The organism is Vibrio sp. R15-SG3-ISO1B, assembly GCF_059833835.1.
Map to the genome: position 1 here is coordinate 20081 of NZ_JCBDGG010000041.1, position 12667 is coordinate 32747.

General features: G+C 46.8%; 13 protein-coding genes. 4 read left to right on the forward strand and 9 right to left on the reverse strand.

Going from position 1 to position 12667, the window contains the following annotated elements:
* Positions 1-2: 2 nt before the first annotated feature.
* Complete coding sequence (locus AC6R0S_RS11960) at positions 3-1835, reverse strand: replication endonuclease (RefSeq protein ID WP_500637999.1); 1833 nt, start codon at positions 1833-1835, stop codon at positions 3-5.
* A 139-nt stretch (positions 1836-1974) separates the two neighbouring features.
* Positions 1975-2229, reverse strand: a complete 255-nt coding sequence (locus tag AC6R0S_RS11965; RefSeq protein WP_500638000.1) for a pyocin activator PrtN family protein — start codon at positions 2227-2229, stop codon at positions 1975-1977.
* 129 nt (positions 2230-2358) lie between these two features.
* Between AC6R0S_RS11965 and AC6R0S_RS11970 the strand changes: the two genes are divergently transcribed.
* Positions 2359-2964, forward strand: coding sequence for a LexA family transcriptional regulator (locus AC6R0S_RS11970; RefSeq protein WP_500638001.1), 606 nt, complete (start codon positions 2359-2361; stop codon positions 2962-2964).
* 12 nt (positions 2965-2976) lie between these two features.
* Positions 2977-3393: a type II toxin-antitoxin system PemK/MazF family toxin gene (locus tag AC6R0S_RS11975; RefSeq protein WP_500638002.1), complete on the forward strand. Its 417-nt coding sequence runs from the start codon at positions 2977-2979 to the stop codon at positions 3391-3393.
* Between the two features lie 745 nt (positions 3394-4138).
* On the opposite strand, the gene AC6R0S_RS11980 is transcribed toward AC6R0S_RS11975, so the two are convergent.
* From AC6R0S_RS11980 to AC6R0S_RS12000, 5 genes are all read right to left on the reverse strand, one after another.
* A complete protein-coding gene (locus AC6R0S_RS11980; RefSeq protein ID WP_500638003.1) occupies positions 4139-6262 on the reverse strand; it encodes a methyl-accepting chemotaxis protein in 2124 nt (707 codons plus the stop codon).
* A 364-nt stretch (positions 6263-6626) separates the two neighbouring features.
* The gene (locus AC6R0S_RS11985) at positions 6627-6839 is read right to left on the reverse strand and encodes a hypothetical protein (protein ID WP_500627535.1); all 213 of its coding nucleotides are present in this window, start codon (positions 6837-6839) and stop codon (positions 6627-6629) included.
* Between the two features lie 15 nt (positions 6840-6854).
* Entirely contained in the window at positions 6855-6998 is a 144-nt protein-coding gene (locus AC6R0S_RS11990; protein WP_500627534.1) for a hypothetical protein, read from the reverse strand.
* Positions 6999-7376: 378 nt separating this feature from the next.
* Complete coding sequence (cspE, locus tag AC6R0S_RS11995; protein WP_500627533.1) at positions 7377-7589, reverse strand: transcription antiterminator/RNA stability regulator CspE; 213 nt, start codon at positions 7587-7589, stop codon at positions 7377-7379.
* A 229-nt stretch (positions 7590-7818) separates the two neighbouring features.
* Complete coding sequence (locus AC6R0S_RS12000; protein WP_500630332.1) at positions 7819-8880, reverse strand: sensor domain-containing diguanylate cyclase; 1062 nt, start codon at positions 8878-8880, stop codon at positions 7819-7821.
* A gap of 274 nt (positions 8881-9154) precedes the next feature.
* Between AC6R0S_RS12000 and zur the strand changes: the two genes are divergently transcribed.
* Entirely contained in the window at positions 9155-9613 is a 459-nt protein-coding gene (zur, locus tag AC6R0S_RS12005; protein WP_487903286.1) for a zinc uptake transcriptional repressor Zur, read from the forward strand.
* 67 nt (positions 9614-9680) lie between these two features.
* Positions 9681-10142 carry a chemotaxis protein CheX gene (locus AC6R0S_RS12010; RefSeq protein WP_500627531.1) on the forward strand — a complete coding sequence of 154 codons (462 nt, stop codon included), beginning with the start codon at positions 9681-9683 and terminating at the stop codon, positions 10140-10142.
* A 118-nt stretch (positions 10143-10260) separates the two neighbouring features.
* Here the strand turns inward: AC6R0S_RS12010 and cysC are convergent, their stop codons facing one another.
* Together cysC and AC6R0S_RS12020 are read right to left on the reverse strand one after the other, a co-directional pair.
* Positions 10261-10878 carry an adenylyl-sulfate kinase gene (gene cysC / locus AC6R0S_RS12015; RefSeq protein WP_487903287.1) on the reverse strand — a complete coding sequence of 206 codons (618 nt, stop codon included), beginning with the start codon at positions 10876-10878 and terminating at the stop codon, positions 10261-10263.
* 59 nt (positions 10879-10937) lie between these two features.
* Positions 10938-12662 (reverse strand): SLC13 family permease, encoded by a 1725-nt coding sequence (locus AC6R0S_RS12020; RefSeq protein ID WP_500627530.1) that lies wholly within the window; start codon positions 12660-12662, stop codon positions 10938-10940.
* Between the last annotated feature and the right edge of the window lie 5 nt (positions 12663-12667).

A 12667-nucleotide genomic window follows, 5' to 3' on the forward strand; every position in this document is an offset into this window, starting at 1 on the left:
CCTTACGTTGTAATGAGTCGCCCTTGTCGTAGGCGAAGGGATAAATCTTTGTCTATCGGGACACGCTGCCCCGCGAGAAGGGGATAAATTAGGCATTGCACTCCCTCAATGCTCCATCCGGTCACACGTTGAAGGGCTTCAACTAGTGGGGAGTTACAGTTATTTTCAGTGCTCCAAGGTGCGGCGCTCCGCGCCTCTTGAAGACGCTTCACGTCTTTCTTTTTCACGATAGAGAACTGATCGCTAGCAGTTTCGATAAGATGACCAAGCCATGAAAAACCGATCACCTTCTTGGTCGTTTCACCGTATTGGTTTTGCTTCGATTGATATTCGACTTTTGCCCCATGAGCGAGTTGACAGAAAAGCGACCACTTGGACGAATCCGCAGCTTGGCGAAGTTCTTCTAGCTTTGGGTCTATGGTTGTCTGATCCGGTTTTGCTCTGCGTAAATTGCGCCAAAGCGATACAGGCTGACCACCAAACTGTTGAAACTGACGAATGCGATGCGTCGACGCCCATGCTCGCGCTCGATAGGCATACTCTTCTGCTTCACTTTCAGGCATGTGATTGCCATTGATATTCTTAGATACGTATTTAGCGATGTAGGCAGTAGCGCCGCCTTTAGTTGGATCGGCTTCTTTGACATCGAAACGAGGTGACACATCTTTGCCTAGCTCATTGCGGTCTTCGGCAATCGCGCACCCTTTAAGAATTTCGACAATGGTGCTTTTGTCTTCATGCGCACAAAACAGAAAATAGTGCGCATGACTGGTCGCATCTTTGTGCGGCTCGGCCACTCGAAATCCAAAATAATGAATGTCTTCCTTTGCGAGTAACGCTCGACCTAAAGCCCATTGATTCATGAGCACTTGGTGACCTTCTTTGACACTCGCTCCATTCCACTTTTTAGAGATTCGGTGGTACTTACTTGGTAGAGTCCAAGTAATGAAAAGTGCTGTATATCCCAAGTCCTGAGCAAGCTCTTCAAAGCCCCTTGAACGCACCATCATTTCAATACGGCGATTTTCAGGGTTGGCAGTAGTGCGCTTGACCACCTCAGCCAGATCAAAAGCTTCACCAGTCTCGTTATTCATCACTGCCATCGAGTCAGTAAACTGCTTAGCGTCTCGCTGCTTTTGCTTCCAGTTGGAAAACGACAACGCACTCACAACGGGTGACTGGTGCTTTCCTTCCCCAACACGCTCAAGTGCGATTTGTGCATACTCAATGTATTGAGCTCGTAAATGGAGTAAACGCGCCTCAATCCATGACTCTGACTGCATCTTTAAGATGGCTACTTGTAAGTCTTGCTCTAACTCTTCTGGCTTATCTGCACGTTTGTCCAGATTGACACATGGCGGGTTAATGTAGATTTGCTTGATTACTTGAACTTGTTGAGTAAAGACGTGCTCAAGGGCTTCCAAAAACGACCCAAATCGCTCTGATAAGCCCTCCTCCATAACAAACTCCGCGCACTTATCCGAGTACTCCTTGGCTAATGCTTCGACGGCTTCATCGCGCATTAGAATGTCGTGACTCAACGCCTTGTTTTTCGCTCGGGCACGGCAATCTACAAACGGATACTTATCTTCGATGAAGTGGGCGCGTTTTAGACCAAACTTAACTGCTTCTTCCGCAGATTTAATCAGGTTTTCTCGTGTGGCATTACTGCGCTTCTTTCGATGCACAATTTTACGCTTTACATCGTTGCGCACTATCTGAGGTAGACGAGGAAAAAAGCGCTTGGTAAACGCAGAGTAGCGAGGGATCTCCCCCGCTTCACTCTTATCGTTCATCGTCTTTAAAGCTTGATTAAGTTCGGCTTGGTTGAGCATGCTGCATGGCCTTTCGTTTTAAGCAATTGGCTTGCTGACTGATCAAAGTCTTTTGGCGCTCGGATTTAGCGCTTCGGTATTTACTGCGCTTGATCATGAGCTTTAGTTCTAGAGGTGGAGGAACCGCCATGATTCCTCCTTAAGCGTTAACGCTGAGCCAATCGCTTTTGGCTTCCTTGTGTCGCGCATCAATGTACGCCGCTAAATCCTCAACTTTGATTAGTGAAGGGCTACGTTCTGAATCTCGGAGCTTGAAGGTAGGAACAGGAAAGTCACATGCCTTAGCACGTTGCTCTGCTGTTTTGGGAGTGATACCAAAGAACTCTTGGCAAACTTGCTTAAGTTCAACTGTGGGGCTTTCGAAACGAGCTAAAAGTGCAAATGTTGTATTCATGGGTCACCTATGCGATTCTGAACAACTAAAAGAGGTTCAAGTGTGGTTCAATTCATTCCGACCCACTATAGAACCACTTTAATTCATTTGCAACACCACTGACCCACTTTGAACCACAGGTGACCCATCATGACTGATGTGAACGATAGAATTGAAGAATTAAAGAAGCTAACAAAAACTAGCAAAAACACTGAGTTAGCTAAGGTTCTCGGAATCTCCCCCTCTACTATTCAAACTTGGAAAAAAAGAGAGAAAGTTCCCGATGACATTTTCTTGAAGGCTAAAGAGATCTCAGAGAATGGTGCTGTACTACCTCGCGGCTATTTAGAGCTCAAATTCTTCGATATTGAAGTAAGTGCTGGGCATGGCGCTCTAGTTGAAAAAGAAGAAGAGTCACAAGCTATGGTTTTCAGCGAGAGGTTCATTCGCCAAGAACTTGGATACAACCCAAACAACATATTCTTGATGCCCGTTCGTGGCGATAGCATGACACCTACTTTGAAGAATCAAAGTATTGTGATGGTAAATAGGGTAGATGGATTCTCGACAGATGGGATCTATGTCTTTCGCTATGATGGCCGCTTGATGGTTAAGCGACTTCAGTTCCTACCAAATGGAATCAAGGTAGTGAGTGACAATCCATCATACGAGCCTTGGGAACTAAGCAAAGAAGACGTTCAAAGCGCAGACTTTGAAATCATTGGCGAGGTAGTTTGGTCAGGTCAGAGAATTTAGGAGAGTTTAAAGTTGGCTATAAAATACTCCCCGAAAGTCGGACAAATTCTAATGTGCGACTTTCACGGCTTTAGGGAGCCTGAGATGGTAAAAACAAGACCAGTATTAGTGATCGCTACAAGACCAAACGGTCATAAGCTAGCAACGGTTGTCGCTTTGAGTAGTACACCACCTGAAAAAGCACAGGGTTACCATATGACTTTGGAAAACAATCAGTTGCCTAGACACAAATTTTTTAAGGATAAAACTTGGGTAAAGGGAGACATGATTTATACGTTGAGCTTTGACAGACTCAGTTATGTTGCGACAGGTTCAGAAAATGGAAAGCGCATATATTTTCAGAATAGATTGAGCAGAGAAGTGATGAAAAATGTTTACTCATGCGTGCTGACAGGTATGAACCTAAATGGCCTATGTCAGCATCTATAGTGCTTACAGTTACCTTTAATTACGCTTAATAACCTTTTCTGCGCCTTTTAGACACAAATATTATTTGCATTTGGCACATATCAGCCATACTATCACCTTGTCACAGCTTCTTTGAGTCTTACTCAAAACGGAGCACTAAGACTGCATCTCGGATGTAGCCAGCCCACAACCAAGCGATGACAAGCTTACGTGGCGCTGCTGTACAACCCTCGCTTTTAGCGGGGGTTTTGTCTTTCTCAGGGATTAAAATTCAATCTCTCTTATCAAAACATCCCGCATTTCAGCTAAACTCTGTGCTACCGAGAATAACTAAAATACTAACGGGGCTCCCTATAGTCCCCCTTAATAAACCTAACTAACTGATAGTAAATATTAATCAACCCAATCGAGCATGGGTGCAATAGAGAATCGAGAGCTTGGAAAAACCCCGTTGTGAGTCGGTTTTTTCTCTTCGTTAGTGTCTAACATTGAACTCGCCTTTGTTTGCATCTTCTCACCCTATCAGCGCCCAACTCGCTGCCTCAAAGCTGCTTTGGGGCGCTATTGTGCCAAAAGCAGTCAGTGCTCGAATCGTGGTTTCATTAAAAAGAGCGCAGATTCTACATCAAGTTATCGCTGTGCCCAAGCATGGCGAGACACCACACAGACCTTAGAAATCTAAATCATTGATCTTGCGATATTGAACCTGTGTTTTCACACCATGCCAAGCAGTGGGGCATTTAACTCTCCCCACTCTACTGGGTCACTATGACGCTCGAGCGATTTCAAAACGGCCTGTCAGTTGATCGAGACGCTTCAGTGCATTTTGCATTAAGGCTGTTCGACGCGCGAGCTGTTGAGAAGAGATAATCAATTGTTCGGAGGTCACTTGAGCTTGATCGACCGTTTTACTGTGTTGAACACTGTTTTCAGCAATACCGTTAATAATGCGAAACAGTTCGGTAACTCGGTTCTGGAGAACCTCATTGCCATCCGTTCCATTGACCATGATGGCGTTGCTTTCGACGTTATCAATACCTTGCTGCATAAAGTTAACGGCTGTCTTTGATTGTGAACGAAGCTTTTGCAGCATGGTGCCGATATTGTTCGCTGCTTGAGAGGTTTTGTCTGCTAACGTACGAACTTCATCTGCAACCACGGCAAACCCACGTCCGTGCTCACCGGCTCTCGCGGCTTCAATCGCCGCATTTAATGCCAGCAAATTCGTCTGTGCCGTGATTTCAGAGATGATGTCGACAATGTCGGTGATCTTTTCCATTTCAGCGTTCACATCATTGACACTCTGAGCTGACGCTTCAACGATTTCTTTGATACCGTTGGCGGACTCAACCGCACGTTGATACTCCAGCGCCGCATGTTCAATTGTGCTTTGCATCGCTTTATCCATTTCTGTTGCAGAAAGGTTCGCACACTCGATGTCAGTTTGCTGGCCTTTACTAAGCACTATCATATCTTCAATGGAAGCACAGGTGTCTTGGCTAGCGGTGGTGAGCACTTGGCTGCGACGCAACAAAGAGGCGGACACTTGATTTACCTCTTTGCTTGCAAAGACCAACTCCGTGACCACGCCCTCTAAGTTATCGATAAAGCTATTGGTCCAGCGGCCAAGCCCGCCAATTTCATCAGGCTTCAAATGCTCCGTTTCAAGGCGCTGAGTCAAATTGCCATCCCCCTCTGCAAGGGTACGAATCACATTCGTCATTTCCTCAACACGTCGAGACAGTGGACGTGCACAGAGAGCGTGAAAAGAAAACGTCACCGCCATACAAACCAGTGCCGTCAACAGCCAGACAAACACTTGCGAAAGTTGAAAGTAGTGCGCAGCGAAAGACGGAAGCAATACAGAGGCCAAAACCCCGAACGCAAAATGTCGAGTTTGAGTTAAAGACAAACTTCGGTGTCGATAGACTTCTTCTAAGTCCGACTCACACATCATCCCCCAACGGTCCGGTGAACCGGGCAACTGAAACGTAACCCCTTTACCAATAACGGGAATGTGACGGTAGTCAGAGTAGCCTGGGTATTCAATATAGAGATTTTGCCCGTGACGAATGGTTTCTCTGACGCCAGGGTGTAACTCTTTCGTTGCCGGGTCTGTGAACAGAATTTCAAACTCAGTGTGATGGCGAACTTTCACCACACCGAACTCAGTGGTGATCCCTTGTTTTAAATTCTCTCCATGAGAAAAGGTATTGTCTTCAAAACGTGAGCGCGATAATGCCGTTCCCGGCAGAATACTTGGATCATGCTTGGCTTCAACCATAAACAGGTAGTTGTCACCAGATTCACTGTAGATGTGCCCTGCTTCGCGTTGAATAATGTCACCAATCACATCGTTGGGAATTCGACCGCAAAGGCATGCTTGCTCCTCACCGGGCTTACCCAACGGTTGATAGAACATCAATGTCACCGCATCATGAAATGTGGAACTTGAAGGGCCAACAGCCAGTGTGCGCTCATCCACATAAGGGCCTAGCAAGTATGGCGCCTTTAGACCCGATGCTAGCGCCACATCATCGACGATATGACTGCCGATATGATTCTTATGACTGGAGTGAGTGGTCATGCCCTGACTATCGACAATAAACAATTCTGAGAAGTCTTTTCCCCTCTGAGTCAGTTCCTCTAATGTCGTATTACGCTCATTGATAGGTTTACTTGAAAGGTAGAGCGCGGCATTGGTCAAAAAGGCCCATTGATTGTTCGCCCAATCCTGAAGCAAGTTCACTCGTGTGTGTGCGATATTCTCAAACGTTTGTTCGAGCTCATTTTTTCTATGGCGATTTAAATAGCACGCCTTTTTCATGGCAAGCTTACCTGTACTACCAAGCCACGGTAGCCAACGTTGTTCACTCTGAGTTAGGTTCATCCTTGTCCCTTATTATTATCTTATCGTATACAATCAAAACGGCTTCGAGTGATGCAAGTTTCACACCCGCCTCAACAAAGAAATAACCATTTGATTTTAAATAACAAAAAACAAGACCTCACCAAAAAAGCACAACAACTTGCACTAAAACCAAGCACTTAAAAAACAAAGCACTTACTTGGTGCAAATGACATTAACTCGGATGAACAAGGTAAAAGTAGAGAAGAAGTAATCGTAGCGAGGTGAAGGAGTGAACGCGCTGATGGCGATTCGTCCCGTGAAGGATACAGTAGCTCAACCTCTCACGTCTTGAGCAGAGCGCTACGATGAAGAGGTTGGAAGCAATTTGACGTTGACGCGCCGATTATTGATTGGCGTTAAGAAAGCGCTCGGCGCTGGCGAACAGTGCGTCACATTTCTTTTTCTGTTTGGCGTGTTCTGCGTCGCCTTCACTCATGGCGTCCAAGAGCTCTTTCTGTTTGTTGTATTCACCCACCATGAGAGAAAACTTATCTTCAAAGTCACTCTTACGCATTTTCTTGCCTGATTTTCTTGCAGGTCTTGCTGGTTTTCTCATTGTTTTCTCTCCAATTTAGAGTTCAATTCGTTCTTTCTGATCACGTTCTAAAAGAATGTCTTCAATTCTCTTGCGAATTTGATGGATGTTTTGGGGCTGGTCTTCTTGTTTCGTTGAAGCCTCTTCTGCAGGCTTACGAGGTTTTGCGTTCTTCTTCAATGCTTAATCCTTATCCGATTCGATATGGAAAGAGCCTAAAACCACACCGTCAGAATTTTGAAATTGACCAGACTCACTCACTTCACAAAATGAAAAATGTAAATCTAAATCGTCGGTGTTTAACTGAGGCAGCACGTGCCGCTTGAGAACGTCGCTATTGAGCTGGTGAAGGGAGGCAGACCAAGATGTCGACCTAGAGTAAAGGTGATAGTGTATTTTGAACAATGGCACTTTGCCCTTTAGGTAATTTTTGTTCGCGAAGAACATAATACCAATATGTTTTTCGGTTAGATTTTCTAGTCATTGAACTCCTTGATAAGCAATGAAAACAAAAAGACCTCGCCATCTGAATGAGACAGCGAGATCTCTTAAGTACAATTACAGTACAGTTACGTCCGCAGCTTGTGGGCCTTTGCCACCTTGCTCAACGTTGAACGCCACTTTTTGGCCTTCTGCGAGAGTTTTAAAACCATCGCTAACAATAGAACGGAAGTGAACGAAAAGATCCGCGCCACCGTTGTCTGGAGTGATGAAGCCAAAACCTTTAGTTTCGTTAAACCATTTTACTGAACCAGTTGTCTTATTAGACATAAATACCTCGATACATTGATACATTAATGAAGAAAATAGAAGCTACTAAGGAAAGCATGTAGAAAAAGGTATCGCAGGATAAGTATGACGACTGAATCGAAATGAAACTGTGAAGATCTTGAACTAGATATTACATTAATAGCCCGCTTTTTGAGCTGACGACACTATACACCTTGTAAAAATAATAGATAGTGATTTCTCACATTTTTATTTTCAACTCGCTTTTTCGTCAGCCCGCCCTGTCTTGGCGCAGCTCTGTGCTGGCTCGAACACAATTTCGCCCTGCCGCTTTTGCCTCGTACAAGGCTTGGTCAGCGCGTTTAAGTAAACTTTCAGGTGTGAGATCGAAAGCGCTAGGTGCCACCGCCCCTATACTGACGGTGATCGACATCCGAGTGCCATCATACTCATACGGGTATTGTGCGAGCGTGGCTCGAAGCGACTCAAACACCGACATCGCAGATTCCAGTTCTGACTGACGAACAATAAGCGCAAACTCTTCACCGCCAATGCGCGAGACATGCCCTAACCCTTTCATTTGCTGCATGGTGAGCGTCACCACTTGCTTTAAGACCTGATCCCCCGCTAAATGGCCATAGCGATCATTGAGCGGTTTAAAATGGTCAATATCCATCAAGCCAAGTACAAAGCCTTGGTGTTGTTCATGAAAATCCGACAAGGTTTGTTGAATCTTGGCTGAAAATACCCGGCGATTGGCAGCGCCAGTGAGCTCATCCGTCGTGGCCAGTTGGTTTAGCGCCATCACTTGCTGATGCAGTTGGATATTGAAGCTGACCCAATTGGCAATACATTGCAAAGTAATAGCTTGCTCTTCAGTAAAGTAGTGACTTTGATCGTGGCCAATATTAAGAGTACCCAAACATTGGTCACCACACACGAGAGGGGCATCCATACAGGTCTTTAGCCCAGAATCCCGCAGCATGACGCAATCTAACTCCTCAGAGGTGGCAAGATCGTCACAAATGAGCAGTGTACGTGTTGAGAAGGCTCGGCCGACGAGCGTTTGCGCAATAGGGAGATGGGAATCGAGTGGAATGGCTTTATTGCCACTGATCGAGTAGACCTTGAGCGTATCTCCGCCTTCCTTAAGCGTAATGCTGGCTCTTTGGGAGGCAAACATCTGCGACATCCATTGGGAGACGGTATCGAGCACCGCTTGCAGTGAGGTTGACACCGACAACGCCTGTATAAAAGCCGCAGGCAGTGTCACATGATGGCCTCGTTCTAATTCGGCAAGCTTCGAAAGACCATAGGCTCTTTCTGACCGCATAGCTCCCCCTAATGGTGCATTGTCGTTATTATAATTTTTGATGATTGACCCATTAAACATTAACCCTATTTCTGACAGATGCAAGCAACAAACACAAAGGGCACGCGTTATTGGTATCGTTTTCCCTGTAGATAAGGTAACTTATGCGCAAGTGTCAAAATGATGCTCTGTGTCCGGTGAGGGTAAATAACGCACTGACACACTTATCAGAAAATGCCTTACGCGCGACGCTAAAGTTGCGGAAATGGTATATTATTAAACATGTCCAATGGTTATGGTGAGAAATTTGGACCCACAGCTAGTCACACAAATTGAAGAAATCTGTGTCGCGAGAGGCGTACGGCTGACCCCTCAAAGAAAACGAGTCTTTGAGTTGATTTGTGCCAGCCCGAAAGCGTCCAGCGCGTATGAACTTTTAGAGGAGCTGAAACTCAGTGAACCGCAGGCTAAGCCGCCAACCGTTTATCGAGCACTCGATTTTCTGTTAGAGCAAGGTTTCATTCACCGAGTCGAGTCGACCAACAGTTTCATACAGTGCTGCTCTTGTAACGCACACAAGCACTTTTCTCATCTACTGATCTGTGACAAGTGTGGAAATGTCATTGAATTACAAGATGATAGTTTGATAGCCTTACTGGCAGACAACGCGGAAAGGCACGGTTTCAGACTCACAAACCACGTGATTGAATCACATGGGACTTGTCAGTCGTGCAGCGCTGACAAGGTGCAATAAGTCGCACAGTAAAATAAGTTTCACAGTACATTAAGTTTCAAAGTCCATTAATGAATAGAAGAAGATTATGCGCGCTGAATTTGTAAACCCGTTTTTAGCTTCACTGATGAATGTGTTGAAGACCATGGCATCACTGGAGCTAAAACCGCAAAAACCTCGTGTGAAAAAGGATGAGATCGCTCGCGGTGATATCTCTGGTTTGATTGGTATGGTTGGCCAGCAAACGCGTGGCTCGATGTCTATTACCTTTGATGAAAACTTGGCGCTGGAAATCATGCAAAACATGTTGGGTGAACGCCCGAATGGTTTGAATGATGAAGTCACCGATATGGTGGGCGAAATCACCAACATGGTCACTGGCGGTGCAAAACGCATCTTGGCAGAAAGTGGCTTTGATTTTGATATGGCGACACCTGTCGTGGTGTCAGGGAAAGGCCATACGATTCGCCACAAATGCGAAGGCTCGATCATCATCATGCCGTTCACCTCACAATGGGGCAACGCCTTTATCGAAATCTGTTTCGAATAAGCACAGCGCATCCCTCACGGCGTATCACAATGGCGCACATGAATGGCACACATGCGTGTTAAGCCTTGATGCTAAAACACGGGTGATAAAAAAGCTTCCGACATGGAAGCTTTTTTGGTTAAGCGATGATCTGCCGCTCTTTTAATGTCTCAAGACACATTGCCACCAGCTCATCGATGCTCTTTTCACCCGCAGGTAAATCGATTTCTGGGTTAAGCGGTGCTTGATACTCAGAATCAATACCGGTGAAGTTTGGGATCTCCCCTGCTCTTGCCTTTTTGTACAGCCCTTTTGGATCGCGCTGCTCACAGACATCGAGCGATGCGTTGACAAACACTTCCAAAAACTCGCCCTCAGGCAGCAGTTCACGCACCAGCTGACGCTCGGTTCGATGCGGTGAGATAAACGCAGACAGGACAATCAAACCGGCATCGGCCATCAATTTCGCCAGCTCACCGATGCGGCGAATATTCTCGCGTCGGTCTTGCTCTGAAAATCCTAAATCACTGCACAGGCCATGACGAACATTGTCGCCATCAAGCAAATAGGTGTGGTAACCCAGCTGCGCCAACTTGGTTTCAAGCGCGCCAGCCACGGTCGACTTTCCCGCTCCAGATAGCCCGGTAAACCAGAGTACCGCAGGGCGCTGATTTTTAAGTTTGGCACGCTGCGCTTTATCAACGGCGTGTGAGTGCCAAACGATGTTTTCGTCTTTTTCGCGGGTTTGTGTGGTCATAGTCAGTCCTTGTCAATCATTCCACTCTGCGAGCGAGGCAAAGCGGAGAAATAGCTGCATCAGAAGGGAAAAAAGATCGGGATAAGCCCAAGCACCAGTATCGAATAGACGATAGAGAGTGGAATTCCTACTTTGACATAATCCAGTAATGTGTAGTTGCCAACGCTATACACCAATAGATTGGTTTGATAGCCATACGGCGAAATAAAGCTCGCACTCGCGCCAAACAGCACGGCCATGATAAACGGCATCGGGTCTACCCCATAGCCCAACGCCATACTGTAGCCAATCGGGAACGCCAAGGCCGCGGCGGCATTGTTGGTCACCAGCTCTGTCAAAATCAGGGTTAAGAAGTAGGTCGCGACCAGTGCGCCAAAGACGCCCCAACCGTTAAATGCCTCGATAAACATCTGCCCTAAGTTTTCCGACAGGCCCGTCGAAAGCATCAATTGGGCAATCGACAGCGCCGAGCCGACAATGACAACGATATCGATAGGAAAACGGCGCCTCAGTTCGTTGATGTGGACAATGCCCGTCATCAAAGTCGCCAGCAAAAATACGCACAGCCCCTTAATGAGCGGCAGGACCTCCATCAGGGCGAGCCCAATCACCAGAGCAAAGCCCAGCAGCACCAAGGCGGATTTGTTGCCATCGAGGCGAGCACTCGAATCGAGATCATTCATCACCACAAACTCTTTGCGGTGAGCTTGCCTTTCTTGCTCAAAACGTTTCCCAGGCACCAATACTAAGGTATCACCCGCATTCAGCACTATGTTACCCAAGCCGCCTTCCAAACGCTCATGGCCACGACGAATCGCCACCACCACCGCATCAAAGCGATCGCGGAAGTGACTCGATTTTAACGTCTTGTTGCAAAAGCTCGCCGAAGAGCTCACCACCACTTCCACGTAGTTTTGCCCGTTGATGTGGTGCTGACCAAACAGCGTTAAGCCTTGGATCTCTTGCAAGGTCGCGACGCTTTCTATATCGCCACAAAAGAGCAAGCGGTCTCTGGCCTGCAAGACAAAATCAGGGTCCACCGATGGCATGGTTTGCCCATCACGGATCACTTCGGCCAAAAAGAGTTTACGCAGCGCACGCAAATTGTTCTCACTGATACTGCGCCCAACCAGCGGCGAGCCAGGCTCAACCCGCGCTTCTAAAAAGTACGGTAAGTCGTCTTGGCTGTGATCATCATAGTTTGGCAACAGATAACTCAGAGGGATCAAGATAAGCAGCCCGCCAACCAAGACTGATAAACCAATCAAAGTCGGGGTAAAAAAGCCCAAACTTGGCAATCCAGCGTTTTCAACAAAGCTGCTGATGATCAAATTGGTCGAGGTACCAATAAGGGTTAACGTACCGCCTAAGATGGCGGTATACGAGAGAGGGATCAATAACTTCGACGGGGCGTGTTGCTGGTTGCGCTTAATGGCGCCAATCAGCGATACCACCACCGCCGTATTATTAGTAAACGAAGAGAGCAGCGCCGTGGAGATACCCAACTTCGCCACGACGGTGCCTAATTTGCCCGTCGACAAAGAGCGGCTCACCCAGCTGATCAGACGCGTTTTTTCTAGCGCGCACGATGCCAAGATGAGCAGCACCAGCGTCACCAATGAGGCATTGGTGAAGTTAGAGGCGATCTCACTGACGTCAATCAAGCCGGCAATGAAGGCAATAAACGCTGCGCTGGCAAACAGATAGCTCGGTTTAACTCGTGTGCTGACTAAACAGGTCACAACCCCGACCAACAACGCCAGCACCACTCCTTGCTGCCACATTTCGC

Coding starts and splice junctions, on each gene's coding strand:
- AC6R0S_RS11960 (WP_500637999.1), bottom strand. CDS start 1,835: ATGCTCAACCAAGCCGAACTTAATCAAGCTTTAAAGACGATGAACGAT.
- AC6R0S_RS11965 (WP_500638000.1), bottom strand. CDS start 2,229: ATGAATACAACATTTGCACTTTTAGCTCGTTTCGAAAGCCCCACAGTT.
- AC6R0S_RS11970 (WP_500638001.1), top strand. CDS start 2,359: ATGACTGATGTGAACGATAGAATTGAAGAATTAAAGAAGCTAACAAAA.
- AC6R0S_RS11980 (WP_500638003.1), bottom strand. CDS start 6,262: ATGAACCTAACTCAGAGTGAACAACGTTGGCTACCGTGGCTTGGTAGT.
- AC6R0S_RS11985 (WP_500627535.1), bottom strand. CDS start 6,839: ATGAGAAAACCAGCAAGACCTGCAAGAAAATCAGGCAAGAAAATGCGT.
- cspE (WP_500627533.1), bottom strand. CDS start 7,589: ATGTCTAATAAGACAACTGGTTCAGTAAAATGGTTTAACGAAACTAAA.
- AC6R0S_RS12000 (WP_500630332.1), bottom strand. CDS start 8,880: ATGCGGTCAGAAAGAGCCTATGGTCTTTCGAAGCTTGCCGAATTAGAA.
- zur (WP_487903286.1), top strand. CDS start 9,155: ATGGTGAGAAATTTGGACCCACAGCTAGTCACACAAATTGAAGAAATC.
- AC6R0S_RS12010 (WP_500627531.1), top strand. CDS start 9,681: ATGCGCGCTGAATTTGTAAACCCGTTTTTAGCTTCACTGATGAATGTG.
- cysC (WP_487903287.1), bottom strand. CDS start 10,878: ATGACCACACAAACCCGCGAAAAAGACGAAAACATCGTTTGGCACTCA.
- AC6R0S_RS12020 (WP_500627530.1), bottom strand. CDS start 12,662: ATGTGGCAGCAAGGAGTGGTGCTGGCGTTGTTGGTCGGGGTTGTGACC.